The organism is Rhodopseudomonas parapalustris (genome assembly GCF_053772255.1).
On sequence record NZ_JAMKBZ010000031.1, the window covers coordinates 1 to 25,884 of the forward strand.

The window sequence follows — 25,884 nt, forward strand, 5'->3', positions numbered from 1 at the left end:
CCAGGCCTACACCCACGGCACTGCGGCCGCGACCCGGCCGAAGAAATCGCGGTCGCGCCGCCCGGTTTCGGCCGGGAGAGGGCCGCTTGAACGCCTGGTCCCGGCAGCGCGCGCTGCCGGGACGTCGTCGGAGATTGTTGCCGGCGCACCGACGCTGTACTCTCGGCAGCGCAAGTGTGGGGCGATTTCGCCCGCACAGGGAGCGCCGGTCTCGTCCGCATGCCAAACGCTGTTTCATCGTTCATCCAGAGCGTGAGGACACGCACGCTCTCGATCGGACAGATGACGTTCGGCAGCTTTCTGTTGCTGCTGACGATCATCGCCGCCACCTCGATCGGCAGTGTGGTGGCGATCCGGCATATCGACCGTACCTTCGGCGAGTTGCAGCGGCTGCAGAGCGTCGGCGATCTCGCCGAGGAGATCGAACGGCGGATGAGCGATCTGCGCTTCGCCGCCCGCCAGGCGGTGACCGAGCCTGCCGCGCAGCCCGCCGGCAAGGTGTTCGCCGCCGCGTCCGCGCTCACCGAACTGCTGAAGAAGACTCGTCTGGAATTGGCGCCGGATCAGCAGGAGATGCTCGACGGCGTCACCGAGCGCCTGACCAATTATCGCGACGGCCTGCAGCGTATCACCGAACTGATGCAGCGCCGTGGTGAGCTGGTGGCCAAGATCCCGGCGTCGCGCGAAGCCTTCGAGGCGGCGGTCGCCGGCCTGTCCGACCGCCAGCTCGCCGGCGATCTGCATGCGGCGCAGACCAAGGTCGTGGCAGCTTTGCTGGCGCGCGATCTGATGGGCGCCAGCGATGCCGCCCGGCGGATGCGGGCGCTGACGATCGGCGATGCCGGCGCGGCCAGATCGGTTCGCGACTACGCTGAAGTGATCGCATCGACCGCTGCGGTGGAGCAGGAGATCGCCGATCTCGACCGCGACGTGCTCGGCACCGAGGGCCGGCTGATCGGAAAGGTGACGGAGCTGCTTCGCGACGCTGCCGCGCGGCGCGGCCGGGTCCTGTCGCGGGATCTCGCCCGCACGCTCGCCGAGGACAAATGGCAGAGCATCGTGCTCGGCATCGCCGGCGTGCTGGTCGGCTGGATGGCGGCGGCGTTCGTGGTCCGGCGCACCGTCGGACCGCTGACGGCGATCACTCGGGCAATCCGGTCGCTGGCGGCCGGTCAGCAATACACCGCGATCCCGGCGACCGAGGTCAAGAACGAGATCGGCGACATCGCCCGCGCCGCCGAAGTGTTCCGTCGCACCCTGGTCGAAGCCGACAACGCCCGGGAGGCAGCGGTGCGGGCGCTCGCCGAGCAGCGGCTCGCCGAGGAAAGCTACCGCAAGTTGTTCGAAGGTTCGATCGACGGCATCTATGTCACGACGCCCGAAGGAGCGCTGCTCAACGCCAATCCGGCACTGGCACGGATGATGGGCTACGACAGCCCGGCCGAACTGATCCGCGCCACCGCCGATGTCACCACCACGATCTATCTCGATCCGGACAAGCGTGAGCAATATCGCGAGCTGATGCAGCGCGACGGCATGGTCCGCGAATTCGAGTATCAGGCGCGCAAGCGCAGCGGCGAGGTGCTGTGGCTGTCGGACAGCGCCGGCGCGGCCCGCGACGACCAAGGCAATGTGATCCGTTACGAAGGCGCGGTGCGCGACATCACCGATCAGAAGCGCGCCGAGGAGGCGGTCGCCGAGAGCCGGCTGCTGCTGCAGCAGGTGATCGACACCGTTCCGGCGGTGATCAACGTCAAGGACACCGAGCTGCGCTACGTGCTGATGAACCGCTACATGGCGGGCGTGTTCGGCATCGATCCGCGCGAGGCGATCGGCCGCACCACCGCCGAGCTGATGTCGCGGTTCGGATCGCACAAGACCGACGCCAACGACAAGCGTGTGCTGGAAACCGGCGAGGGGCTCGGCTTCTACGAGGAGGAGTATCGCGACGCCACCGGCGCGGTGCGGCAGTGGCTGGTCAACAAGATGCCGCTCAAGGACGCCGACGGCCAGATCGAGCGCATCGTCACGGTGGCGCTGGATATCGGCGAACGCAAACGCGGCGAACTCGAGATGCGGCAGGCCAAGGACGCGGCGGAAGCGGCGCTGCGCAACCTGCGCGAGACGCAGCAGTCGTTGATCGAGGCGGAAAAGCTCGCCGCGCTTGGCCGTCTGGTCGCCGGCGTCGCCCACGAGGTCAACAATCCGGTCGGGATCAGCCTGACGGTGGCGTCGGCGCTGGAGCGCAAGGCCGCGGTGTTCGGCACCGAGGTCGCCCGCGGCGAGCTGAAGCGTTCGCGTCTCAACGAATTCATCGAAACGACGCGCGATGCCTCGTCGCAGCTCGTCGCCAATCTCAACCGTGCCGCCGAGCTGATCCAGTCGTTCAAGCAGGTCGCGGCCGACCGCAACTACTCGGATCAGCGCCTGTTCGATCTCGGCGATCTCACCGAGCAGGTGGTGATGAGTTTGCGGCCCGGCCTGCGCAAACACAATCTGACGCTCAACGTCGAGTGCCAGCCCGGGCTGATGATGAACTCCTATCCGGGCCCTTACGGCCAGGTGCTGACCAACCTGTTTCTGAATTCGGTGGCGCACGCGTTTCCGAACGGTCGCGCCGGCACGGTCGAGATCAAGGTTCGCGCGGCAGGCAATGATCACGTCGTGGTGGCGTATTCCGACGACGGCTGCGGCATGAGCCTCGACGTCCGCCGCCGCGCCTTCGATCCGTTCTTCACCACCCGGCGTGATCAGGGCGGCACCGGCCTCGGGCTGCACATCGTCTACAACATCGTCACCAACCGGCTCGGCGGTCGGCTCGAACTCGATTCCGAGCCCGGTAACGGCACCCGCATCCTGATGACGCTGCCGCGGACCGCGCCGCAGGAACGCGCCGAGCTGTCGGCCGCATCGGCGTCATAGGAGAGGGCGGCCACAGAAGAGCTGCGTCGTCGCGCAGATCTTTGCGTCAGTCTGCGTCCGCCAGCCGCCGCAGCGTGGCACGAAACAGCTGGCTGGATTTACCGACCAGCGCGGTGCCGGTCATCACCGCGGCGTCGCCGTCCGACGTGCCGCTGACGCCGATTCCGACCGGCTCCTTCTGGCCACCGAACAGCGGATTGGCGTCCGGGCTCGGGGTGTGCTGGCTCACGGTGACCTCGCCTTTGAAGCTGCCGCCGCTGCTCGCATAGGTGCCGACGTAGAACAGATACGCGTCGCCGCCCAGGATCTTGCCGTCCCGAAACAGCGCCACGCCGCTGCCCTTGCCGGACCGGCCGTCGAGCAAATCAACGTGGATCGAGTAAAGCCCGTTTCGCATTGCACCCCCCAGCCGCGCCCCGGCCGATCGCTCTGTCGCATCGAGCGCGGGTACTTTTATGCCAAGGCGGCCGACGCGACGTCAACGCGACGAGATGCGACCTATCGGAGTGATGGCCTCGCGGGGGTGGTGACCGTTGGGAACGATCGTCACCTCATCGTCAGTCAGACAGAGGGGATGGCGCGCTCGGAAGGATTCGAACCTCCGACCCTCGGAATCGAAATCCGATGCTCTATCCAGCTGAGCTACGAGCGCGGGGGCCGGGGGAGCGAGCCCCCGGCGGGGGACTTTCGAATACCTTATTTTTGCAGGCGCTTACAAGGGGGAGAAGGCTCCCATGATTTCGCCGGAATATCCGCATTAACGTCGCGCAAACCAAACTCGGCCAAAGTGCCGGTGCCGGCCGCTGCCGGACCGCTTCCCTTGTCGCCACGGGTTTCGACCGAACCATGCGTAAGCTGTTCTCGTCGCTGCTGCTGCCGCTGATGTTGCTGGCGTCGCCGGCACGCGCCGATCTCCATATCAGGCGGGATCACGGCGGCTATGTCGAGGAATACAAGGCCAAGTACCAGCGCATCCGCGAGCGCCACGAGCGGGTGATCATCGACGGGATCTGCAATTCCGCCTGTACCCTGGTGTTCGGGATCGTCCCGCTCAATAAGATCTGTGTCACCCCGCGCGCCAGCGTCGGGTTCCATCAGGCCTATTACGACAAGGCCTTCACCTTCGGCATCAAGGTCACCAGCCTCGAGGGCACCTCGGAGTTGATGTCGTATTATCCCCAGCCGGTGAAGGATTGGATCGCCCGCCACGGCGGCCTGACCACCGAGATGAAGAAGATCAAGAACGGCGTCGATTTGTGGAAGATCGTCGATCCGTGTCCGGAAGACTATTGAGCGAGCCCGCCGCCTGAACCGGACGTGTCGGCGCGAGCCTCACTTAAGGCTGATCGTCCCCGACATCACAGCGACGCAGTGTCCGCCGATCGAGGTCTTGGTGACAGTCCCATCTTGCTTATCGGCTCGGGCGAGCAGCAGGCTGGGCCGGTCCATCTCGACACCCTGCAGGATGGTCTTCGACAGCGTCAGATCGGCTTCCGGGCGCAGCTTTGCCAGCAGGCCGACCAGCGCGACGTTGGCGCTTCCGGTGGCGGGATCCTCGGGGATCTTGTTCAGCGGCGCGAACATCCGTGCACGGATGTCGATCGTCTCCTCGTCGGTCTGCACATAGAGCAGGATCTTCGACGTCGAATAGCCGGCGATGCGGTCGCCGAAGACCTCGGCGCGCGGGCTGGCGGCGGCGAGGGCGCTTCGGGTCGTCACCTCCGCGATGATAAAGCCGGTGCCGCAGGACGCGATGCAGGGCCGGTGGTTGGCCGTTTTAATGTCGTCGGCGCTCAGCGAACAAGCCGTTGCCACGACATCGGGCGCGACCTCGTCGGCCAGCGAGAGGCGTTGCGGCGACGTCAGGCGTGCGCCGGTAATCGCTCCGCCGTCCTTGAGCAATTCGATCGGCACAAGACCGGCCTTCTCTTCGAACACCACATGGTCGCCGGCGATGCTGCGGCCGTAGCTCTGTCCGATACGGGCCAGCACGAACGCGGTGCCGACATTCGGATGACCCGCGAACGGCAGCTCGCCATTGGGCGTGAAGATCCTCACCTGCGCGGTGTGTGTGGGGTCTTGCGGCGGCAGCACGAAGGTCGTTTCCGACAGATTGAACTCGGCGGTGATCGCCTGCATCTGCGCGGTCGACAGCCCCTCGGCGTTGAGCACGACGGCGAGCGGATTGCCGCTGAACTGCTCGGAGGTGAACACGTCGACGGTTTCGAACTGCAGGCGCATTGGCGGCTCCGAAGATGACGAACGCGCCGCGCGGGGCAGGAGAGCGATGCGTCGGACGATGACGATCCCTGCTGGTCGCGGCGCTTGCGGCATGGCATGGACGTAGCGCCATCGGGCGCTTGCCCGTCACCATATGAGCGGGCTCCCGGGGAGACAATGAACCGTAACGCAGAGCATCTTGCCGGCCGCGCCGCGCCCGCCGTGTTCGTCGTGCTGTGGAGCACCGGCTTCGTCGGCACCAAATACGCGCTGGCCGGTGCGGAGCCGCTGACCTACCTGTCGATCCGTATGATCGGGGTGGTATCCCTGCTGGCCGTGATCGCGGCGATCGCCCGGCCGCGCTGGCCGAACCTCGCCGGCGTTGGCCACAGCATTGTCGCCGGGCTGTTGGTGCACGGGGTGTATCTGGGCGGCACCTCGATCGCGATCGCGCATTCGGTGCCGGCAGGCCTGTCGGCGCTGATCCCAGGGCTGCAGCCGATCCTGACCTCGACGCTGGCCAACCGCTGGCTCGGCGAGCGCGTTGCGCCGCTGCAATGGCTCGGGCTCGGGCTCGGCCTCGGCGGCACGCTGCTGATCCTGCACGGCCGCAGCCTGACCGGCGACATCGGCTGGGGCTGGTTCGCCTCGGCCTGTTCGCTGATCGGCATCACTATCGGGACGCTGTACCAGAAGCGGTTCTGCAGCAGCATCGACTGGCGCGCCGGGAACATCATCCAGTTCCTCGCCGCGCTCGCGCTGTTCGCGGTCGGCGCCGTGCTGTTCGAGACTCGCGTGGTGAGCTGGACCGCGGAGTTCGTGCTGGCGGTGGGATGGCTGGTGGTGGTGCTGTCGATCGGCTCGATCGGGCTGTTGTACTGGCTGATCCGGCATTCCGCTGCGACTTCGGTCGCCAGCCTGTTCTACCTCGTCCCCGGCGTCACCGCCCTGATGGCCTATGTGCTGTTCGACGAAACGCTGGATGCGGTCTCGATCGCCGGCATGGCGATCTGCGCGGCGGCAGTGTTCCTGGTCAACCGCGCCAAGGTGTGAGGGCGATTTAGGATCGAACAAAGCGGACAGCAAAAAGCCTCCGGCGCAACGCTCCGGAGGCTTTCGCTGGCCGATGCGAATGACGCGATCAGCGCTTCGATTTCTTGGCTTTCTTCGCCTTCTTCGGCGCCGCCTTCTTGGCCTTCTTCACGGTTTTCTTGGCGGCCTTCTTGGCTTTCTTCGGCGCCTTCTTGGCGGCGGTCTTGGCTTTCTTGGCAGCCTTCTTCGCAGCTTTCTTGGGAGCCTTCTTGGTCGCTTTCTTGGCCTTCTTGGTGGCCTTCTTCGCGACCTTCTTGGCCTCTGCGGTCACCTTCTTGGCGACTTTCTTGGCCGCCTTGCGGGCCTTCTTGACGGTTTTCTTGGCGGCATCGGTGACCTCGGCGATCACCTCGCTCACCTGTTCGATCATCGGCTTGTCGTCGTCCATGTTGATCCCCCACGGGTTTGCAGATAACCCCGACGATAGCCGATTCGCGAAATTAGTAACGCTGCTAACCGGAGTTGTTCAACGCTGACGCAGCTCGGCATAGGCCGAAAGTGCCCGTGCCCGGCCGGCTTTGTGGTCTACGATCGGCGGCGGGTAGTTGCCGCCGAGCTCGACGCCCGCTGCGGCGAGCTCGAGCGGGGTCGCGGTCCAAGGTTGGTGGATCAGGTTGTCGGGCAGTCCGGCCAGCTCGGGCACCCAGCGCCGGACGTAAGCGGCATCCGCATCGAACTTCTCGCCCTGCAGGACCGGATTGAACACGCGGAAATACGGTGCCGCATCAGCGCCGCAGCCGGCGACCCACTGCCAATTGCCGGGATTGCTGCCGATGTCAGCGTCGACCAGCGTGTCCCAGAACCACTGCTCGCCGAGCCGCCAGTCGATCAGCAGATGTTTGACCAGGAACGAGGCGACCACCATGCGGACGCGATTGTGCATCACCCCGGCGTGCCACAGCTCGCGCATTCCGGCATCGACGATCGGATAGCCGGTGCGCCCGTGCTGCCAGGCGGTCAGTGCGGCGTCGTCGCGATGCCATGGGAAGTCATCGAACGCCGGCTGCAGATTGCGGGTGGCGAGGTCGGGATGGTCGGCCAGCAGGTGTCGGCAGAACTCGCGCCAGCCGAGCTCGCTGAGGAATTTGTCGATGTCGGGCGCGATCGCCGGCCGCTCGGCGGCAGCAAAGCGCGCCGCGTACCAGACCTGACGCGGGCTGATTTCGCCGAAGCGCAAATGCGGCGACAGGCCGGAGGTGATGTGCCGATCCGGATAGTCGCGCCCCTCGGCATAGCCGGGCTGCTTGGCGAGGAACTCCGACAATCGCGTTTCAGCGGCGGCTTCACCCGGCGTCCAGGTGGCGCGCAGGCCGCCGGCCCAGTCCGGCGTCGTCGGCTCGAGCTGCCAGTCGGCGAGCTGTTCGCTCGGCACTGGCGGTCCTGGCCGCAAGGTGTTCGGACGGGGCAGCGGCTGCGGTGGATCGCCGAGGCTGAGCACCCTGCGCCAGAACGGCGTGAACACCCGCATGCCGCGGCCGTCCTTGCTGCGGATCGCGTTCGGCTCCACCAGCGTATCGCCGCGATGGCGGTGATACGTGATGCCAGCCAAAGTGAGTGCGTCGGCCAGCGCATCGGCAACGGCGCGATGCGGGGCGATCTCGATCTCGTTCCAATGCACCGCCGCCGCATCGCTCTGTTGAGCCAGCTCGGCGAGCACCGCAGCCGCCGGTCCGCTGCGTAAGATCAACGCCGCGCCGAGCGCGCGCAGCTCGGAGCTCAGCGCGCGAAGCGACTGCGCCAGCCACCACCGCGCCGCCGCTCCGATCGGCCGCAGCCCGTCGCTGTCGTCGTCGAGCACATAGACGCACAGCAGCGGCGCGCCGGATTGCGCCGCGGCGTGCAGCGCGGGATGATCGGCGAGGCGGAGGTCGTCACGAAACCAGACGACGACAGGGCGGGCGGCAGCGGTCAGCACGTTGGCTCATCCTCGATCCGGGCGGCGATCCTGCACCGACTTTTCGCCGCGTCTGCAACCATCGACGAGACGCCGCGTATTTGACAGGATGGATTTTGCTTTTGTTCAGGAGGACGATTTGAAGCGATACGGTGTGCTCTATCTGGCAACATTCATTGTCATGATCCCGCTCGACTTTTTGTTCCTCGGCACGATCGCCAAAAGCTTCTTCCAGTCGCAGGTCGGTGAGATGCTGGGCGAAGTGCGGATGCTGCCGGCTGTACTTTTCTACCTGCTCTACGTCGTGGGTATCATAGTCTTCGTCAACGGGTCGGCGCAGGCGACCTGGCAATCCTCGTTGGTGTACGGGGCGCTGTTCGGCTTGTTCTGCTATGCCACCTTCGAGCTGACCTCGCTGGCACTGCTGAAGCACTGGACCTGGCCGGTGGTTGCGGTCGACATCTCGTGGGGGGCGTTCGTCACGGCGGTGTCGGGCACGCTCGGCCTGCTGCTCGCCGACTGGTGGTCGCCGCGCTGACCGAGTGCGGACGGCTCGACGCTTGAAATGAAGGGCGGCTGAACGACCGGTGCGGCCAAATGGCCGCCCGGTAAAGTCGCTTTGCCTCAACTTCGCCGCCACTGCGCCTAATCGCCGCCGGAGCGTCCTGCGAATTGAGCCGACGAGACCGCTGCTGCGACAAATCGGCAACCCTGTTCCGAAACTTCGTGGGTAATTCCGATCGATTCGGGCGCGGGAGCGAAGTCTTAACCAAGCGTTTACGCCAGCGTGGAAATGCTGGCTCAGAGCCAGAAAACGAGTGAAAGCAATGACTGCCGTCGCCACAGCCGAACTGATCGGCATCGACCCTCTCAAGGTTTCGAATCGTTATACCGCCGCGCAGGCGCTCGGGATCGTTCGGGATGGGATCATCACCGGCGAAGGCCCGACCACCGGAGGTCGGGTTCATTTCTCCCGCACCCTCGACGCCGCCGATACCGCGTGGTGCATGCGCATCCTCACGGACGCAACTGTCGACAGCCAACCGATCAGCCGGGCCGAGGCCGAGGCGCTGTTCGAGATCAACGATGCCGCAGCCGAGCGGGTCGATGGTGGCCGGTTCGATGATCTGTTTGCAAAGGCGGTCGCCCATCTTGCGGCATCCGCCTCGGGCCTGCAGGTTCCCGCCCGTAGCGTTGCGCTGTCGCCTGACGTTGCGATCGAGTCGTGGGCTCCCGCCCAGGCGGTCGGTGCCAATACCGAGGTGCTCGAGTGGATCTCGCGCCAGATGCGCAGCACCCGGCGCAGCAACCACACGCTGATGCGACTGGTTGCCACGCTGGTCGGCGTCGCCGCGCTGCCGCTGATGACGCAGGTGCCGCGGATCTTCGATCTCGGCGTGTGATCCGCTCGCAGCGGGTCTCGATCTTTCGGCGGCGGGGTCAGTGCCCCGCCGCTTTTCGTTTCGCGGTCTCGCCGTCGAGCCCGAGCGTCCTGCCCGGGAAGCCGGCGACGTCGAAATAGCGCTGATCCCCCACGCGCTGAGTCGCCAGCACGGTGCGCAGACTATTCGCAGCGTATTTGGAGCGGATCGTCTCCTGCGTGGCCTTTGGTTCGGTGCCGTTCGGCATCGCTTCGGTCATCACGCGGCCGATCAACTGACCCTTGGTGGTCGGATCGAGCCCCATCAGCTTCGCCGCGGTGAACCCGACATCGGCGTTGCTGACCGGCAATGGATCAGCGAAGCCGGTTTTGAAGTCGGGGCCGGCGGCGGCCATGAAGTTCATGGTGTCGCCGCGGCTGAACGAGCCGTGCATGCCCTGGCCCTGGCGCAGCACGGTGTCGGCGACCTGCACCGAACACAGCGTCGGCTCGGCGCATCCCGACGCATAGGACCGGAAGTTGACCACGATCGCGGGCGTCGGCGTCGCCGCCTTACCTTTCAGATTCAGTGCCGACAGCGGCAGCGTGCCAGGGAAGCTGCCGAGCGAGTCATCGACGAACAGTCCGCTGACGTAATCCTGCTCGAGCAGGGCCTTGATGGTGCGGCCGGCGAGCTTCTTGTCGCCGGTCGGCAGATAGATCAGGTCGGAGCCGCCATTGGTCGCCACCACCAGATCCGGCTTGGCCGGATCCTTGCCGAGCACGCCGTTGCCGGCCTTGGGGTGGGCGTTGTCGCCGACCGACGCATTGCCGTTGTTGGGATCGAACAGGGGTAGCTTGAGCGCCTTGGCGAGATCGATAGCGAGGAAGCCCATTGGCAGGAAGCCCGCCGGGGCATCGCCATAGCTCGCCTTCGCTGATGGGCTGGTCTTGCTTTGCTTGGAGATCGTCGAGAAGCCGTGGTCGGCCGACACGATGATGTTGGTCGAGGCGGAGAGTCCAAGCTCATCCAGAGCTTTGCGCAATTGCGCGAGGTTGTTGTCGGCATTGCGAATTCCGGCCAGCGAGGTCGGTCCGTTAATGCCGGGTGTCAGCTCGTTGAGGCTATCGCCTTGATTGTGCTGGCTCCCATCCGGATCGCGGGACCAAAACACCAGCACAAACGGCTTGCCACGCTGCTTGAACAGCGGCAGCACCGCTTTGGTCGCGACGTCCGCGAAGTAGGCTTGCTGGGCAACGTTCGCCACCAGGGTGCCGGGGGTCTTGGCGTCGCCGGCCTTGGCATTTTCGCCGCGAGCGGGCGTCTTGAGCGGCAGCCCCAGCTTGTCGAGCTCGGCTTTGAAGTCGTCGGGCAGCGGCACGCCTTTCGGCGAGCCGGTCGCATCGTCGATCAGGATCGAATGCGGGCCCGGTCTGTCGGCGCGGTCGGTGTGGTCGAACAGCAGGGTCGGGCCGACCTTGCCGATCGCGGCGGTGCTCAGCCCCTTGTCGCGGGCGAGCTTGAGCAGACTGTCCTCGTTGAGGTAATTGCCGCCGAAATGATTGTCGATGTCGCCCAGGACATCGTCGTTCTCGATGAACGGCACCACCGTATTTCCGGCTGGTGGCACATTGTAGCCGGTGTAGATGGTGTTGCTGAAAGTGCCGGTGTCGCCAAGATAGTGGCCCGTCGCCATCGCCGAGCCGTTCGCCATGGTGAAGGTCGGAAACAGCGAGTGCGGATTCTTGAAATTGACGCCCTGATCGCGCAGCGCGGCCATTGCCGGCGCGGTTTCGGCGGTGACGGACTTCGACCGCAGGCCGTCCGGAATGAACAGAATCAGGTTGCGGGGCGGGGTGTTCTGAGCGAAAGCGGTGGAGACGGACAGTAGGCAAAGGCTCGCAGACAGCAGAGCGAGTGTGCGGCGCATGACAGGGACCCGGGTTGATTGGGGTCCACGTCGGGGCCCCCTTCGCAATATCTAGTTTTCCCCGGCGTCAGAATTGTTACAAGCACACCTGCAATGCCCCGTCGCCGTCCTGCCCGGGACAGCAGAACCACCCAAGGTTGCAAGAAAAAGAGCATGTTCAAACGAATTGTGATCGCCAACCGCGGCGAGATCGCCTGCCGGGTCATCAAGACCGCACGTCGTATGGGTATCGAAACGGTCGCCGTCTATTCGGAGGCAGACCGCGACGCGCTGCACGTCGAAATGGCCGACGAGGCGGTGCTGATCGGCCCCCCGGCGGCGGCCGAGAGCTATCTGGTGATCGAGAAGATCGTCGAGGCCTGCAAGAAGACCGGCGCAGAGGCGGTGCATCCCGGCTACGGCTTCCTGTCCGAGCGCGAGGCGTTCGCCAAGGCGCTGGCCGACGCCGGCATCGTGTTCATTGGTCCGAACCCCGGCGCGATTGCCGCGATGGGTGACAAGATCGAGTCCAAGAAGGCCGCCGCGCAGGCCAAGGTCTCCACCGTGCCCGGCTTCCTCGGTGTGATCGAGGACGACAAGCATGCGGTGAAGATCGCCGACGAGATCGGCTATCCGGTGATGATCAAGGCCTCCGCCGGCGGTGGCGGCAAGGGCATGCGCATCGCGCATTCGACCGCCGAGGTCGCCGAAGGCTTCAACCTCGCCAAGGCCGAGGCCAAGGCGTCGTTCGGTGACGACCGCGTCTTCATCGAGAAGTTCATCGTCGATCCGCGCCATATCGAAATCCAGGTGCTCGGCGACAAGCACGGCAACGTCATCTATCTCGGCGAGCGCGAATGCTCGATCCAGCGCCGCAATCAGAAGGTGATCGAAGAGGCGCCGTCGCCGCTGCTCGACGAAGTCACCCGCCGCAAGATGGGCGAGCAGGCGGTCGCGCTGGCCAAGGCCGTGAATTACGACTCGGCCGGCACCGTCGAGTTCGTCGCCGGCCAGGACAAGAGCTTCTACTTCCTCGAGATGAACACCCGCCTGCAGGTCGAACATCCGGTCACCGAAATGGTCACCGGCATCGACCTGGTCGAGCAGATGATCCGTGTGGCGGCCGGCGAGAAGCTGGCGCTGGCGCAGAAGGACGTCACGCTGAAGGGCTGGGCGGTCGAGTCACGCGTCTATGCGGAAGATCCGTTCCGCAACTTCCTGCCGTCGATCGGCCGCCTCGTGAAGTACCGTCCGCCGGCCGAAAGCGCTGCTTCCGGCATCACCGTCCGCAACGACACCGGCGTGCAGGAGGGTGGCGAGATCTCGATGTTCTACGACCCGATGATCGCCAAGCTGGTGACTCACGGGCCGTCGCGCGCCGCGGCGATCGAGGCGCAGGCCCATGCGCTCGACGCGTTCTACGTCGACGGCATTCGCCACAACATCCCGTTCCTGTCGGCGCTGATGACGCATCCGCGCTGGCGCGAGGGCAACCTGTCGACCGGCTTCATCGCCGAAGAGTTTCCGCAGGGCTTCCACCCGCGGGTGCCGGAAGGCGAAGTCGCCCGGCGCATCGCGGCGGTCGGCGCGGCGATCGACCGGGTGATCGGCGAACGCAAGCGCAAGATCTCGGGTCAGATGATCGGCCGCGCGGTGATCCGCGAGCGCCGCCGCTGCGTCTGGCTGGAGCGCAGCGAAGTGCCGCTCGACGTGATCCGCGAGGGCGAGGCGTTCGTCGTTCGTTTCGCCAACCCAGACGGTTCGCTCGGTCAGCCGCATCAGCTGCTGTCGTCCTGGATGCCGGGCGATCCGGTCTGGGAAGGCACCATCGACGGCCGTCCGGTGGCGGTGCAGGTGCGACCGATCCCGAATGGCTTCAAGCTGGCGCATCATGGCTACGAGGTGTCGGTCAACGTCTTCACCGAACGCGAAGCCGCCGCGGCGCGCTGGATGAAGGAAGTCGACAAGGCCGACACCGGCAAGAAGGTGCTGTGCCCGATGCCGGGGCTGATCGTGTCGATTGCCGTCACCGAAGGCCAGGAGGTCAAGGCCGGTGAGACGCTGGCGGTGGTCGAGGCGATGAAGATGCAGAACGTGCTGCGCGCCGAGCGCGATGGCACCGTCAAGAAGATCCACGCCTCTGCCGGAGCGACGCTCGCGGTCGATGCGATGATCCTCGAGTTCGCGTAAAACAGCCGTGGCTTGGCGCGACCGCCGCAGCGCATTGCGGGCGATCCTCACCGGATCCGCCTGCGTGCGCCCGGCGTCGGTGTACGATGCCATCTCGATCCGGATCGCCGACGACCTCGGCTTTCCGTTCGGGATGTTCGGCGGCTCGGTGGCGTCACTGGCGATCCTTGGCGATCCCGACATCGCGCTGATCACGCTCACCGAACTCGCCGAGCAGGTGCGGCGGATGAGCCGCGCTGCGGCGCTACCGGTGGTGGTCGATGCGGACCACGGTTACGGCAATGCCCTCAGCGTTCGCCGCACCGTCGAAGAACTGGAGGCGGCGGGCGCCGCCGGTCTCACCATCGAAGACACGCTGCTGCCGCAGGCCTACGGCGAAGCCAAGCCGCAGCTGGTGTCGCGCGAAGAGGGGCTCGGCAAGATCAAGGCCGCGCTCGATGCCCGCCGTGATCCCAACCTCGTCATTATTGGTCGGACCGGCGCGTGTTCGATCACGTCGCTCGATGATGCGATCGAACGCGCGCTGGCCTATGAGGCCGCCGGGGTCGACGCATTGTTCTTCACCGGCGTGAAGACCCGCGCGCAGCTCGAAGCGATCAGTGCCGCGACCAAGCTGCCGCTGGCGCTCGGCAGTCCGCCGGCCGAACTCGGCGACTTCGATCATCTCGCGGGTAGGCGAGTCCGCATTGCCGTGCAGGGCCATGCGCCGATCGCGGCTGCGACCGAGGCCGTATTCAAAACGCTGTCGGCGATCAAGGATGGTGCCACGCCGAAGCAACTGACCGGGCTCGCCGGGGCCGACCTGATGGACAAGGTCACGCGCGCCGACGTGGTCGCTGATCGGAACGAACACTTCCTCGGTGTGAAACGCTGATGAGTGAGATCATCCGGCAGGTCACGATCACCGGCCGTGTCCAAGGCGTCGGCTATCGCGCGTGGGTGGCGATGGCCGCGCAGACGAAAGGGCTCGAAGGCTGGGTCTGCAACCGCCGCGACGGCAGCGTCGAAGCGCTGTTCGCAGGTGACGACACTGTGGTCACCGACATGATCGCCGCCTGCCACCGCGGCCCCTCGGCCGCGCGCGTCGACGCGGTGGTCGTGGAAGAGGCGGGCGCCGCGCTGTTGGCGCAGCGGGCAGCCGGTGAACGATTTTCGATTTTGCCGACCGTGTAGTTCCGCCGCTGCTGCCTCGCAGGCTCGGCGTCGAGTTGTCAGCTTTTTTGTCGGTTATGCCTCTCCTCGTCATGCCCGGCCTTGTGCCGGGCATCCACGCCGTGCTGGCGGCAACGCGGAAAAGGCGTGGATGGCCGGGCAAGTCCGGCCATGACGGCCGGTATTGCAAGTATCTGTTTTTGAGAAGCTTCCGCTTCTCCGTCATTGCCAGCGAAGCGAAGCAATCCAGCGTCGTGCGCTGCGCTGGATTGCTTCGTCGACTACGCCTCCTGGCAATGGCGGGCGATTTGGTGATGGTGATTGCGGCCGGAGCCGCAGCGTCATGGATGCCTTGATCGGCATGACTGATTTCCGCATCGCCGCGCACGTCGCCAACCTCCGATTGCCGTCCGGGAAATCGTCGCGCAATGATTAGTTTGTGTCAGCGGGCGGTTGTGGATGCGGTGCACAAACGCGCTGGCTGTTCGTGCACCGGATTTCGTCTTGCAATTAGTAAAAGGACGGGGGAGGATCGCGTAACTAAAAAGACGTAAGGCTAGGGATGGCGCTCAGTCGGGTTAGTCAGCAGGGCATCGTGCTCGGCATCTTTGCCGTCATGTTTGTCGCTTTCGTCGTGTTTCTGCCGGGCTTCTTCACCACCGCGAATATGCTGACGCTGCTGCAGAACGTGTCCGTTCTCGGCATTCTCGGCCTCGCGATGGCGATCGTGGTGATCGGTCGCGGCATCGACATCTCACTCATTGCCGTGCTCGCGGTGCCGCCGGGGCTGGTGCTGCAGATGGTGCAGGACGGCAGTTCACTGCCTGCAGCGCTCTCGGTGGCGCTGTTGCTGGCGGTGGCATTCGGCGTGTTCAACGGCTGGCTGATCGCTTACGCCGAAGTGCCGGCGCTGTTCACCACGCTCGCGAGCGGATTGTTTCTCGCCGGCTTCGGCCAGGCGGCGCTGTTCAGTCTCGATGTGGTGCAGTGGAGCCCTGGCATGCAGGGCTTCGAGTGGCTTGGGCAGGGACGGTTGCTCGGCGTACCGCTCCCGATCATCGTGTTCGCGCTCGCCTGTCTGTTGGTCGCCTTCCTGCTGCGCAGCACGCGACCCGGCGCCTACATTTATGCGGTCGGCGACAATCCCAACACCGCGCGCGTCACCGGCATTCCGACCCGCCCGATCATCGTGCTGCAATATGTGTTGGCGGCGCTGATCGGCTGCTTCGCCGGCCTGGTGATGGCGTCGTCGGTCAACAGCATGCCGACCCGCATCTTCAACTCGACGATGATCTACGACGTCATTCTCGTCGTGGTGCTCGGCGGCATCGGTCTGTCGGGTGGCCGCGGCGGCGTGCTCAATGTGGTGATCGGCACGCTGCTGATCGGCACCATGCTCAACGGCATGACGATCATGGACGTCTCCTATTCGGGGCAGAATCTGGTGAAGGGAGTCGTGCTGCTGATCGCGGTGATCGCCGACTCCTTCGTCAATCCGCGCAACGAGGAGACCGCCCAGCAGGGCGACATCTGACGAATCCAAAAAGGCCACGGCGAATAACGCCGGGCGAAAACCAACGACCAAGGGAGGTGACCATGTCGGTTCAACTGAAGCGCACTGCATTGCGGCTGATCGTGGCCGCGTCGGCGGTGGCGGCGATGGTGCTGCCCGCGCGCGCGCAGCAGGGGCTCGACGAGCCGTTCCAAGGGCCGTTCAAGGAGGCGCTCGCCGGCAAGACCGTCGCCTACATTCCAGTGGCGATGAACTTCGACCTCACAGAAGGCTGGTTTGCCGGCGTCAAGCGCGAGCTCGAACCGTTCGGCATGAAGGTGGTCGTGCGTGATCCCAACTGGAGCACGAGCGCGGGCGCGCAGGCGCTGACGACGCTGATCTCGGAGAAGCCAGCGGTGATCATCGTGCACAATCCCGACGTGCAGACCTACGCCAAGCTGCTGCAGCGCGCCGAGAAGGAAGGCATCTTCATCATCCAGATCAACATGGGCTCGGTGTATCGCAGCTCGGCGTTCGTCGGCGCCAACTGGATCGAGGTCGGCGAGCGGGCCACCGAGGCGGTGGTGAAGGCCTGCGAGGGCAAGTCCGGCAAGATCGCCGTCATGCAGGGCGCGTTGTCGGCGGCGACCTCGGCCTACACGCTGAAGGGCGTCGAGAACGTGCTGGCCAAGCACCCCAACATCAAGGTGGTGTCGTCGCAGGCGGCCGACTGGGACGCGGCCAAGGCCAAGGCGATCACCCAGACGGTGCTGAAGCAGAACCCGGATCTGTGCGGCATCGTCGGCTTCTGGGACGGCATGGACATCGGCACCGCCGCGGCGGTCAAGGAGGCCGGTCTCACCGGCAAGGTATTCGTCGCCACCTCGGGCGGCGGTGAGCGCAAGGGCGCCTGCGAGCTGGTGAAGTCGGGCGCGTTCGATCTCGATCTCAGCTACGACGTGCCGACGCAGGCCGCCGACATGGCGGCGATGATCAAGTGGCTGCTGTCGTCCGGCGTCAAGCCGGGCCAGGTGAAGGGCTCGATCTACACCACGCTGATCCCGATCACCAAGGAGAACGCGAACTCCGACACCGCCTGCTGGAATCTCAGCGATCTGAAGAAGTAGCGCACGCTCCGTTCCGAACTAGGCGCCGCCTGCATCGAGCGGGTGGCGCCCGCGGACGCGCGACCTCGTATCGGCGACCATCCTGTCAGCGGGCCCCATGCAAGAAGCTCTCGTCAAATTCAAGTCGCGCTACTGGCCGGATCATCTGCTCGGCGAGATCCTGTCGAAACGCTGGACCGAAACCGCGATCCCGATGATCGTGCTGATCGTCGTGGCGATCGCGCTCAGCAATGCGATTCCGGGTTTCCTGTCGACCGCGTCGCTCGGCGACACCGCGCGCCAGGCCGGCGAGATCGGCTTCGTCGTGCTCGGCATTGCGCTCGTTGTGATCGTCGGCGGCATCGATTTGTCGGTCGGTTCGATGTTCGCGCTGTGCGACTTCTGCGCGCTGTACTGCCTGAACGTGTTGAACTGGCCGGTGCCGGCGGTGATTGTCGCCACCATCGCCTGCGGCGCGCTGCTCGGCAGCATCAACGGCATCCTGATCGGCTATCTGCGGCTCCGCGCCTTCATCACCACGTTGATCACGCTGATTATCTTCCGCTCGGCCTACGACCTGCTGCTGGTCGGCAATTCGGTCAAGATCGCTTCCTCGATGCCGGACTTTCCGCTGTGGGACTTCCTTGGCGGCGGCGATGTGTTCGGCATTCCGAGCGTCGCGCTGCTGTACGTCATGGTGGCGATCTTCGGCCACATCTTCCTGACGCGGTTGCGGCCGGGCTGGCACATCACCGCGATCGGCGGCTCGCGCCGCTCGGCGTACAATTCGGGCATTCCGGTCCGCCGCACCATCGCGCTGTGCTACGTGGCGAGCGGCTCGCTCACCGCGATCGGCGCGCTGTTCTTCGCGGCCCGGCTCGGCACCGTCGGCGGTGACGTCGGCGTCGGCCTCGAAGTCACGGTGCTGACCGCGACTGTGCTCGGGGGCATCACGCTCGGCGGCGGCAAGGGCTCGGTAGCCAAGGCGCTCGCCGGCACCCTGATCGTGCTCCTGATCACCAACGGCCTGACCACGCTGTCGGTGCGCGGCGGCTACAACCGCATGGTGCTGGCGTCGATCCTGCTGATCGCGGCGATGATCGACATCCGCTGGCTGAAGAACCGCAACCGCATCATCAGCAAGGTCTATGTCGCGCCGGCCTATCATTATCTGCCGCCGCCACCTTCGACCGAGATCGGGAAGGGTGGGCCGTTCGAGCAGAACGACAAGCTGCGCGACGTGTCGCTGATCGGCCTCGGTAGGATCGAGGCGCCCGAGGACGTAATTCTCGATCGGCACGACAACCTTTATGCCGGCTCGCGCCACGGCGACATCATGAAGTTCTACGCGCCGGACTATGAGCGGATGGAAGTCTTCGCCCATATCGGCGGCCAGCCGCTCGGCATGGCGTTGGACCGCAACGACAACCTGTACTGCTGCATCGGCGGCATGGGGCTGTATCGCATCGCGCCGGACGGCAAGGTCGAGAAGGCGACCGACGAAACCAATCGCAGCCTGTGGTCGGTCAATGACGACAGCCGGTTGCGGCTCGCCGACGACCTCGACATCGCCGATGACGGCCGCATCTTCTTCTCGGAGGCGACGGTGCGCTACGAGATGGACGAATGGCCGGTCGACGGCCTCGAAGCGCGCGGCAACGGCCGCATCATCTGCTACGACCCGAACAGCAACACCACCCGCACCGTGCTTCGCGGTCTCAAATTCCCCAACGGCATCGCCATCGCCAGCGACCGGCAGTCGATCCTGTTCGCCGAGACCTTCGGCTGCTCGATCAAGCGCTATTGGTTCGACGGACCGAAGTCCGGCAAGGTTGAGGTGGTGATGGACAATCTGCCGGGCTATCCGGACAACATCAATCTCGCCTCGGACGGCAACTACTGGCTGGCGCTGGTCGGCATGCGCTCGCCGGCGCTCGATCTCGCCTGGCGGATGCCGGACTTCCGCCGCCGCATGGGCAAGCGGCTGCCGGTCGACGAGTGGCTGTTCCCGAACATCAACACCGGCTGCGTCGTCAAGTTCAACGAGCAGGGCCAGATCCTCGAATCCTTCTGGGATCTCGGCGGGGTCAATCATCCGATGATCACCTCGATGCGCGAGCATCGCGGGCATCTGTATCTTGGCGGCATCGCCAACAATCGCATCGGCCGCTTCAAGCTCGACGGCGCCGATCCGAACTTCGTGCAATACGACAAGCGATGGGGGAAGCAGGTATGATCCCGGCGCTTCGCGATTTCGCGCATCGTTTCCTCGGCCGCGGCGAGGGCGCCATCACGGTGCCGCCGTTCGACGGCGCGCTGAAACCGAACCAGACGCTCGAACACGCCGAGATCGTCGCGAGGCTTCCTGGCGCCGAAGATCTCGCGACCGACGGCACGTCGCTGTACGTCGCGGACGGCAACGCCGTGTTGCGGCTGGACGGTGCCGCGTTTGTCCCGGTGCGGCAGTTCGATCAGCCGCTGACCGCGCTTTGCGTATTGCCGGATGGCCGGGTCGCGGTGGCGCTGGCGGGGCGGGAGGTGCGGGTTTTCGCGCCGGGCGCCGGCAGCGATATCGCGATCAGTGGTGCCGGGATGACGGCCGTCAACGCGCTGGTGCCGGGGCGGGGCGGTGCGATCCTGGCGACGGACGGTTCGACCGAACGGCCGTATGCCGAGTGGGGCCGCGATCTGCTCAGCCATGGCCGCAGCGGCCGCCTGCTGTCGATCGATCCGGCCTCGCGCCAGGCGGACGTTCTCGCGTCGGGTCTGCGCTACGCCTTCGGCGCGGCGTCGTCGGGCGATGCCACGCTGGTGAGCGAAAGCTGGCGCCACCGGCTGATCGAGGTGAGCGCTGACGGCTCCACTAGGCCAGTGTTCGACCATCTGCCGGTTTATCCGTCGCGGTTGTCTCCGGCTGCCGGCGGCGGATTCTGGCTCACTGCCTTCACGGCCCGGACGCAGCTCATCGAATTCGTGCTGCGCGAGTCGGCCTATCGCCGCCGCATGATGGCGGAGATCGATCCCGAGTTCTGGATCGTGCCGCGGCTGAGCGCCGGGCATTCGTTCCGCGAACCGATGCAGGGCGCACATCTGAAGACCATGGGCATCATCAAGCCGTGGGCCCCGCCGCGCGCCTACGGGCTGGTGGTGCGGCTCGGACCCGACTATGCGCCGCTGTATTCGCTGCACAGCCGGGTCGACGGCAGCAACCACGGCGTCGTCGCCGCGGTGGAAGTGGCGGACAGCCTGTACGTGCTGGCCAAAGGGCCGGGCCGGCTGCTGCGCCTGAAACTCTCCGACATCCAAGGCGAGGCCGGCGCATGACGGACAACGTTCTGGAATTCCGCAAGGCGACCAAGCTGTATTCCGGCGTGCCGGCGATCGACTCGGTCGACTTCCAGCTTCGCCGCGGCGAGATCCATGCGCTGGTTGGTGAAAACGGCGCCGGCAAATCGACTCTGACCAAGGCGATGGCCGGGGTGGTGACGCTGACTTCGGGCACGATGCTGGTCGACGGCAAGGAGGTCGCACCGAAGACGCCGCTCGAAGCGCGGCACCTCGGCATCGGCATGGTGTTTCAGGAGAACAGCCTGGTGCCGACCATGACGGTGGCGCAGAATCTGTTCCTCGGCCAGGAGAAGTTCTACAACCGGCTGCGCGGCATCTACATCGCCGCCCAGCAATTCCTGCAGTCGCTGAATTTCGACGTGACGCCGACCGCGACGGTCGGCATGCTCGGCGCCGCGCAGAAACAGATGGTCGAGATCGCGCGCGCCGTGCTGCATCAGGCCAAGGTGATCATCTTCGACGAGCCGACCGCGACGCTGACGCCGGAGGAGAAGAAGTACTTCTTCGACCTGGTGCGCGACCTGCAGAAGCGCGGCGTCTCGATCGTGTTCATCTCGCATGCGCTGGAAGAGGCTCTGGCGCTGGCCGATCGCATCACCGTGCTGCGCGACTCCAAGCACGTCGTCACAGACGATGCCCGCAACTTCGACCGGGATCGCATCGTTCAGGCGATGGTCGGCCGCGACCTGTCGAACACGCTCTACGGCAAGCGCAAGACCACCGTGCGTCCTGCCGGCGAGCGAATGCTGACGATCCAGAATCTGAAGCTCGCGCCGATGGTGAAGAACAATTCGCTGTCGGTGTTCGCCGGTCAGATCACCGGCGTCTTCGGCCTGGTCGGCGCCGGCCGCACCGAGACGTTCAAGATCGCGGCGGGCGTGCTGAAGCGCGACTTCTTCCACGGCGGCGAGATCCTGCTGCGCGGCGAGCCGGTGCGTTACCGCGTGCCGGCGCCGGCGGTGAAGGACGGCATCGCCTACATCACCGAGGATCGCAAGGTCGAAGGCTTCTTCGAAACGATGTCGATCGCCCGTAACGTCTATCTCGGGCTGCTCGCCAAGTTTCCGCGCGGCCGCTTCCTGCTGTCGCGGCGCGAGGCGCAGTCGAGCGGCGAAAGCTGGATCAAGCAGCTCAACGTGCGGGCGATCAGCACCAAGGCGAAGGTGGTGGAGCTGTCCGGCGGCAATCAGCAGAAGGTGGTGATCGCCAAGTCACTGGTGCAAGATCCGAGCGTGGTGATCTTCGACGAGCCGACCCGCGGCGTCGACGTCGGCGCCATCGTCGAGATCCACGAACTGATCAACCGGTTGGCGGACGAGGGCCGTGCGGTGGTGGTGATCTCGTCCTACTTGCCGGAAATCCTGGCGTTGTCCGACCGCATCCTGGTGAGCCGCCAGGGCAAGGTGGTCGAGGAATTCTCCTCCCTTGATGCGACCGAGGAGAAAATCATGTACGCCGCAATTCACTGACGCCCGAACCTGTCGTCGCAGCGATGAGACCGCCCGTGCGCCCTGGTCGGGAGATCAGGGGCGTTGTCTGCCGGCGATGCGGGACGGCGCATGGCTGTCCTTTGCGGCGACGCCGATCCGCTCCATCATGGTGCCGGCGCGGCAGGCGCTGTAGTCGAGCAGCCAGCGCTCGAACGCGTCGGGCGCCAGCGCGGGCGCATACAGGAAGCCCTGGGCGACGTCGCAGCCCAGGTCACTCAGCAGTTGGAATTGCGCTTCCGTCTCGACGCCTTCGGCGACGACACTGAGGGCGAGGCTCTGGCCGACACGCACCACGGTGGTGACGACCGCGCGTGCGGTGGGGCTGGTTTCGAGTTCGCTCATAAAGCCGCGATCGATCTTCAGCTCCCGGATCGGCAATTGCGCCAGGCGATTGAGATTGGAATAGCCGGTGCCGAAATCGTCGAGCGACAGCCCGACCCCGATGCGGCGCAGCGCCATCATCGTCTCATGGGCCACCGAACGGTTGTCTTGCGCGACGCCTTCGGTGACCTCGAGCATCAGCGCTTGCGGCGGAAGCTGGTGCGTGGCGAGCGCTTCGGCAACCAGCGTCGGCAGCCCGGCGTTCTCGAAGTTGATCGGCGACAGATTGACGGAGACGCTCGGGACGTCGAGCCTCTGGTCGCGCCAGATGCCCATCTGCCGGCAGGCCTCTCGTATCGACCAGCATGCAATCTGATCGATCAGGCCACATTCTTCGGCAAGCGGAATGAATTTCGTCGGCGGCACGAAACCGAGCACCGAGTCGTGCCAGCGGGCCATCGCTTCGACACCGTGCAGTTCGCCGTCGGCGGTTCGGATCTGCGGCTGGTAATGCAGCGCGAGGCGGTTGTTCGCGAGCGCCGCGCGCAATGCCGTCACATAGGCCATCCGCTGTTCAGCCACACCGTCCAGGTCGTTGCTGAACAGCCGGTAGGTCGAGCGCCCGGAGCGCTTGGCGCGATACATCGCCGTGTCGGCCTGATTGATCAGGGTATCGATATCGGAGGCGTTGTCGGGATACAGGCTGATGCCGACACTGGCCGACATCGGCACCTGTGTGTTGCAGAGCGCGAACGGCCGCATCAGCGCTTCGGTGATCCGCGCCACGATCGGTTCGACCTCGGCGGGCTCGCGGTCGGGCAGCACGACGACGAACTCGTCGCCGCCGAGCCGGCCGACGACATCGCCGGGCTCGACCTGATCACGCAGCCTGCGCGCGAACTCGACCAGAAATGCGTCGCCGGCGGCATGGCCGAGCGTGTCGTTGATGTCCTTGAAATTGTCGACGTCGAGAAACGCCAGCGCGATCGTTCGTCCATGCGGACAGACGGATGTCGCCGCCGCGATCAGATCGCGTAGCCGCGAACGATTCGGTAGTCCCGTCAGCATGTCGAAATACGCCAGCCGGTTGATCTGCGCGCGCGCCTCCATCCGCTCGATCGCCAGCGCGCCGAGGTGAAGACAGGCGTCGACGATGCGCCGATGCCAACGGCTCGGCGGCCGGCTCGCGCGGAAGTAGAATGCGAAGGTGCCGATCACACGGCCATCCTGGGCCTTGATCGGTGACGACCAGCAAGCGCGCAACCCGATCTCGAGCGGGCGCGTCTTGAAAGATTCCCAGCGCGGATCCGTCTCGAGATCGATCGCGAGCACCGGCTTGCCGAAATAGGCCGCGGCGCCGCATGAGCCGATCTGCGGGCCGATCGAATGACCGTCGAGAGCACGAGAGTAATCGTCGGGCAGGCTCGGGCCGCCGAGCGGATGCACCAGTCCCTGCGCGTCGACGTGCAGGATCGAGCATACCACGTCGGGCGCGATCTTCTCGACGAAGCGGCACATCCGTTCCGCAACGTCGATGATCGGGATGTCGTCGGCGAGCGCGCCCAGCGTCAATTGCTGCAGCGTGCGTAATTGGCGGGTTTCCGAGATGTCGGTCAGGAGCGAGAAGACTTGCGTGATGTTGCCCTGCGTATTTCGGAGCGCCTTGACGTCGGCCGAGATCCAGATCTCTTCGCCATGCTTGTCGTAGACCAGGACCTCTTCCTCGCCGCCGTGGTAGTCGCCGATCCATCTCTTGAGGCTTGCGATGGTGCGAAGCTTGGTATGCGGCCCGGCGAGCAAGTCGACGATGTTGCGGCCTTTGGCGTCATCGGCGCTGTAGCCGAACAGTCCCTCGAAAGCCGCGTTGGTGTAGACGATCGTCAGGTCAGGATCAGTTACCAGCACCGCACGGTTGGTGCGATCCGCGATCGAGGTGAGGAGCTGAATGCCCTTCCGCCGCTTCAGCTCGGTCGTCAGATCGCGTGCTGTGACGAGCACGTAGTCATGGCCGTCGACGCAGATTGTCGATCGCGTCAACTCCGCACTGACCGCTGTGCCGTCAGGTCGCGCGATGTCGATCGCAAGGCCGTGCTCGGACGCAAACACATCGAGGTCCGGCCCGGAAGCCGTTTCCGATGCGATCGCATCGATGCCGAGGCGGTCCGCGGAGCGGCCGATCATCTCTGTACTGGCAACACCCCAGATATGTTCCGCCGCTTGGTTGAAGAAGCAGATGCGATGATTGTGATCGATGATCACCGCCGCATCCCGCGTGTGATCCAACGCGACACGCCACAGTGACTGATCATCGCGGGAACTGGTTTGTTGTCGCATCGCCCAAATCGATCACTGTGGAAACTACGAGGTAGGTGCCGCTGGCGAACTATATGTAGGAACTAATCTATCCACGGTAACGTGACGAAATCGTTGTCGTGGGGCAGGACGGTTTCATCCTTACAATTCCGTTGCTGGAATGAGCTGCAGGACGACTGTCGCGGACTGTCGTCGAGCCGGTCCCGGCCGCTCGGGGCCACAGGAGCCGCGAGGCGCGAACCAATTCAACGCTTATTAGCGCGGGGGGACGTCAGTCGTCGTTCGGAGGTGCAGGGCGTGTCGCGCCGAAGATGGGCGCAAACGCGGTCCGTAGGGCGAGGTCCACGTCGGTCATCACCACCGGTCGCCCGAGGTCGACCAGGCTGGTGACGCCATAGCGCGGATCGCTGATCCCGCAGGGCACGATCGCCTTGAAATGCGACAGATCGGGTTCGACGTTGATGGCGATGCCGTGCAGCGACACCCAGCGCTTCAGCCGAACGCCGATCGCCGCGATCTTGTCCTCGTAGCCGTCGCCTTTGTCGGGGCGGCGGACCCAGACGCCGACCCGATCCTCACGCCGCTCGCCGCGGACGTTGAAGGCGTCGAGGGTGGCGATGATCCATTGCTCGAGCGCTGCCACATAGGCGCGCACGTCCGGACGCCGGCGCTTCAGGTCGAGCATCACATAGGCGACCCGCTGGCCGGGGCCGTGATAGGTGAGCTGGCCGCCACGGCCGGTGGTGAACAGCGGGAATCGCTCTTCCAGCAGGTCGGTGGCGTGACCGCTGGTGCCTGAAGTGTAGAGCGGCGGGTGCTCCAGCAGCCAGACCAGCTCGGGCGCTTCACCTGCGGCGATCGCAGCGGCCCGCGCTTCCATGGTCGCGACCGCCTCGGGATAGGGCACGGGCGAATCGGAAATGCGCCATTCCACGGCCGGCGAGCCGTCAGCGGGCTTCAAGGCGGTCCAATCGAGCGTCTGGCGGGGGGAAGTGGCGGCGTTAATCATTGGATAACCATAACGTGGTGTGGTCGACCACGTCTTCGTTCCTCAGGCAAGTCAGTCCGGGTTCC

The 25,884-nt window shown here is 65.3% G+C and carries 21 protein-coding genes and 1 tRNA gene; 14 read left to right on the top strand and 8 right to left on the bottom strand.

The window, feature by feature from the left end; all coding sequences use genetic code 11:
- Nucleotides 1-219: 219 nt before the first annotated feature.
- Nucleotides 220-2,922 carry a PAS domain S-box protein gene (locus M9H71_RS20950; protein ID WP_455406848.1) on the top strand — a complete coding sequence of 901 codons (2,703 nt, stop codon included), beginning with the start codon at nucleotides 220-222 and terminating at the stop codon, nucleotides 2,920-2,922.
- 46 nt (nucleotides 2,923-2,968) lie between these two features.
- Here M9H71_RS20950 and M9H71_RS20955 read toward each other — a convergent pair whose 3' ends face one another.
- A complete protein-coding gene (locus tag M9H71_RS20955; protein ID WP_455406849.1) occupies nucleotides 2,969-3,319 on the bottom strand; it encodes a GrlR family regulatory protein in 351 nt (116 codons plus the stop codon).
- Nucleotides 3,320-3,497: 178 nt separating this feature from the next.
- Nucleotides 3,498-3,574 (bottom strand) — tRNA-Arg (locus M9H71_RS20960).
- Between the two features lie 194 nt (nucleotides 3,575-3,768).
- Here M9H71_RS20960 and M9H71_RS20965 point away from each other — a divergent pair.
- Nucleotides 3,769-4,215 carry a hypothetical protein gene (locus M9H71_RS20965; RefSeq protein ID WP_455406850.1) on the top strand — a complete coding sequence of 149 codons (447 nt, stop codon included), beginning with the start codon at nucleotides 3,769-3,771 and terminating at the stop codon, nucleotides 4,213-4,215.
- A 39-nt stretch (nucleotides 4,216-4,254) separates the two neighbouring features.
- Here M9H71_RS20965 and M9H71_RS20970 read toward each other — a convergent pair whose 3' ends face one another.
- Complete coding sequence (locus tag M9H71_RS20970; protein ID WP_455406851.1) at nucleotides 4,255-5,163, bottom strand: PhzF family phenazine biosynthesis protein; 909 nt, start codon at nucleotides 5,161-5,163, stop codon at nucleotides 4,255-4,257.
- A 156-nt stretch (nucleotides 5,164-5,319) separates the two neighbouring features.
- Here M9H71_RS20970 and M9H71_RS20975 point away from each other — a divergent pair, with 156 nt between their 5' ends.
- Nucleotides 5,320-6,195, top strand: coding sequence for a DMT family transporter (locus M9H71_RS20975; protein WP_455406852.1), 876 nt, complete (start codon nucleotides 5,320-5,322; stop codon nucleotides 6,193-6,195).
- Between the two features lie 88 nt (nucleotides 6,196-6,283).
- Here M9H71_RS20975 and M9H71_RS20980 read toward each other — a convergent pair whose 3' ends face one another.
- Together M9H71_RS20980 and M9H71_RS20985 are read right to left on the bottom strand one after the other, a co-directional pair.
- Nucleotides 6,284-6,622, bottom strand: coding sequence for a histone (locus M9H71_RS20980; RefSeq protein WP_455406853.1), 339 nt, complete (start codon nucleotides 6,620-6,622; stop codon nucleotides 6,284-6,286).
- A 78-nt stretch (nucleotides 6,623-6,700) separates the two neighbouring features.
- Entirely contained in the window at nucleotides 6,701-8,149 is a 1,449-nt protein-coding gene (locus M9H71_RS20985; protein ID WP_455406854.1) for a cryptochrome/photolyase family protein, read from the bottom strand.
- A 118-nt stretch (nucleotides 8,150-8,267) separates the two neighbouring features.
- On the opposite strand from M9H71_RS20985, the gene M9H71_RS20990 reads away from it, so the two are divergent.
- Together M9H71_RS20990 and M9H71_RS20995 are read left to right on the top strand one after the other, a co-directional pair.
- A complete protein-coding gene (locus M9H71_RS20990) occupies nucleotides 8,268-8,666 on the top strand; it encodes a DUF2177 family protein (protein WP_455406895.1) in 399 nt (132 codons plus the stop codon).
- A gap of 289 nt (nucleotides 8,667-8,955) precedes the next feature.
- On the top strand, nucleotides 8,956-9,531 hold the full coding sequence (locus tag M9H71_RS20995; RefSeq protein WP_455406855.1) for a hypothetical protein: 576 nt from the start codon (nucleotides 8,956-8,958) through the stop codon (nucleotides 9,529-9,531).
- A 37-nt stretch (nucleotides 9,532-9,568) separates the two neighbouring features.
- Here M9H71_RS20995 and M9H71_RS21000 read toward each other — a convergent pair whose 3' ends face one another.
- The gene (locus M9H71_RS21000; protein WP_455406856.1) at nucleotides 9,569-11,419 is read right to left on the bottom strand and encodes an alkaline phosphatase family protein; all 1,851 of its coding nucleotides are present in this window, start codon (nucleotides 11,417-11,419) and stop codon (nucleotides 9,569-9,571) included.
- A gap of 153 nt (nucleotides 11,420-11,572) precedes the next feature.
- Here M9H71_RS21000 and M9H71_RS21005 point away from each other — a divergent pair, with 153 nt between their 5' ends.
- From M9H71_RS21005 to M9H71_RS21045, 9 genes are all read left to right on the top strand, one after another.
- Nucleotides 11,573-13,588, top strand: a complete 2,016-nt coding sequence (locus M9H71_RS21005; RefSeq protein WP_455406857.1) for an acetyl-CoA carboxylase biotin carboxylase subunit — start codon at nucleotides 11,573-11,575, stop codon at nucleotides 13,586-13,588.
- Nucleotides 13,589-13,595: 7 nt separating this feature from the next.
- Nucleotides 13,596-14,462, top strand: coding sequence for an isocitrate lyase/PEP mutase family protein (locus tag M9H71_RS21010; RefSeq protein WP_455406858.1), 867 nt, complete (start codon nucleotides 13,596-13,598; stop codon nucleotides 14,460-14,462).
- Nucleotides 14,462-14,761, top strand: a complete 300-nt coding sequence (locus M9H71_RS21015) for an acylphosphatase (protein WP_455406859.1) — start codon at nucleotides 14,462-14,464, stop codon at nucleotides 14,759-14,761. Before M9H71_RS21010 ends, M9H71_RS21015 begins: the two co-directional genes overlap by 1 nt.
- 35 nt (nucleotides 14,762-14,796) lie before the next feature.
- Complete coding sequence (locus M9H71_RS21020; RefSeq protein ID WP_455406860.1) at nucleotides 14,797-15,096, top strand: hypothetical protein; 300 nt, start codon at nucleotides 14,797-14,799, stop codon at nucleotides 15,094-15,096.
- A 206-nt stretch (nucleotides 15,097-15,302) separates the two neighbouring features.
- Entirely contained in the window at nucleotides 15,303-16,274 is a 972-nt protein-coding gene (locus M9H71_RS21025) for an ABC transporter permease (RefSeq protein WP_164604911.1), read from the top strand.
- Between the two features lie 62 nt (nucleotides 16,275-16,336).
- Nucleotides 16,337-17,359 (top strand): sugar ABC transporter substrate-binding protein, encoded by a 1,023-nt coding sequence (locus M9H71_RS21030; protein ID WP_455406861.1) that lies wholly within the window; start codon nucleotides 16,337-16,339, stop codon nucleotides 17,357-17,359.
- A gap of 97 nt (nucleotides 17,360-17,456) precedes the next feature.
- The gene (locus M9H71_RS21035; protein WP_455406862.1) at nucleotides 17,457-19,574 is read left to right on the top strand and encodes an ABC transporter permease; all 2,118 of its coding nucleotides are present in this window, start codon (nucleotides 17,457-17,459) and stop codon (nucleotides 19,572-19,574) included.
- Complete coding sequence (locus tag M9H71_RS21040) at nucleotides 19,571-20,662, top strand: hypothetical protein (RefSeq protein ID WP_455406863.1); 1,092 nt, start codon at nucleotides 19,571-19,573, stop codon at nucleotides 20,660-20,662. The genes M9H71_RS21035 and M9H71_RS21040 overlap by 4 nt, the downstream gene beginning before the upstream one ends.
- Nucleotides 20,659-22,155 carry a sugar ABC transporter ATP-binding protein gene (locus M9H71_RS21045; RefSeq protein WP_455406864.1) on the top strand — a complete coding sequence of 499 codons (1,497 nt, stop codon included), beginning with the start codon at nucleotides 20,659-20,661 and terminating at the stop codon, nucleotides 22,153-22,155. The genes M9H71_RS21040 and M9H71_RS21045 overlap by 4 nt, the downstream gene beginning before the upstream one ends.
- Before the next feature lie 54 nt (nucleotides 22,156-22,209).
- Here the strand turns inward: M9H71_RS21045 and M9H71_RS21050 are convergent, their stop codons facing one another.
- Together M9H71_RS21050 and lipB are read right to left on the bottom strand one after the other, a co-directional pair.
- On the bottom strand, nucleotides 22,210-24,831 hold the full coding sequence (locus tag M9H71_RS21050; protein ID WP_455406865.1) for an EAL domain-containing protein: 2,622 nt from the start codon (nucleotides 24,829-24,831) through the stop codon (nucleotides 22,210-22,212).
- Nucleotides 24,832-25,081: 250 nt separating this feature from the next.
- Nucleotides 25,082-25,819: a lipoyl(octanoyl) transferase LipB gene (lipB, locus tag M9H71_RS21055; RefSeq protein WP_455406866.1), complete on the bottom strand. Its 738-nt coding sequence runs from the start codon at nucleotides 25,817-25,819 to the stop codon at nucleotides 25,082-25,084.
- Between the last annotated feature and the right edge of the window lie 65 nt (nucleotides 25,820-25,884).

Coding starts and splice junctions, on each gene's coding strand:
- M9H71_RS21030 (WP_455406861.1), top strand. CDS start 16,337: ATGTCGGTTCAACTGAAGCGCACTGCATTGCGGCTGATCGTGGCCGCG.
- M9H71_RS20950 (WP_455406848.1), top strand. CDS start 220: ATGCCAAACGCTGTTTCATCGTTCATCCAGAGCGTGAGGACACGCACG.
- M9H71_RS20965 (WP_455406850.1), top strand. CDS start 3,769: ATGCGTAAGCTGTTCTCGTCGCTGCTGCTGCCGCTGATGTTGCTGGCG.
- M9H71_RS21050 (WP_455406865.1), bottom strand. CDS start 24,831: ATGCGACAACAAACCAGTTCCCGCGATGATCAGTCACTGTGGCGTGTC.
- M9H71_RS20975 (WP_455406852.1), top strand. CDS start 5,320: ATGAACCGTAACGCAGAGCATCTTGCCGGCCGCGCCGCGCCCGCCGTG.
- M9H71_RS20955 (WP_455406849.1), bottom strand. CDS start 3,319: ATGCGAAACGGGCTTTACTCGATCCACGTTGATTTGCTCGACGGCCGG.
- M9H71_RS20980 (WP_455406853.1), bottom strand. CDS start 6,622: ATGGACGACGACAAGCCGATGATCGAACAGGTGAGCGAGGTGATCGCC.
- M9H71_RS21000 (WP_455406856.1), bottom strand. CDS start 11,419: ATGCGCCGCACACTCGCTCTGCTGTCTGCGAGCCTTTGCCTACTGTCC.
- M9H71_RS20995 (WP_455406855.1), top strand. CDS start 8,956: ATGACTGCCGTCGCCACAGCCGAACTGATCGGCATCGACCCTCTCAAG.
- M9H71_RS21015 (WP_455406859.1), top strand. CDS start 14,462: ATGAGTGAGATCATCCGGCAGGTCACGATCACCGGCCGTGTCCAAGGC.
- M9H71_RS21035 (WP_455406862.1), top strand. CDS start 17,457: ATGCAAGAAGCTCTCGTCAAATTCAAGTCGCGCTACTGGCCGGATCAT.
- M9H71_RS21025 (WP_164604911.1), top strand. CDS start 15,303: ATGGCGCTCAGTCGGGTTAGTCAGCAGGGCATCGTGCTCGGCATCTTT.
- lipB (WP_455406866.1), bottom strand. CDS start 25,819: ATGATTAACGCCGCCACTTCCCCCCGCCAGACGCTCGATTGGACCGCC.
- M9H71_RS21045 (WP_455406864.1), top strand. CDS start 20,659: ATGACGGACAACGTTCTGGAATTCCGCAAGGCGACCAAGCTGTATTCC.
- M9H71_RS21005 (WP_455406857.1), top strand. CDS start 11,573: ATGTTCAAACGAATTGTGATCGCCAACCGCGGCGAGATCGCCTGCCGG.
- M9H71_RS20970 (WP_455406851.1), bottom strand. CDS start 5,163: ATGCGCCTGCAGTTCGAAACCGTCGACGTGTTCACCTCCGAGCAGTTC.
- M9H71_RS21040 (WP_455406863.1), top strand. CDS start 19,571: ATGATCCCGGCGCTTCGCGATTTCGCGCATCGTTTCCTCGGCCGCGGC.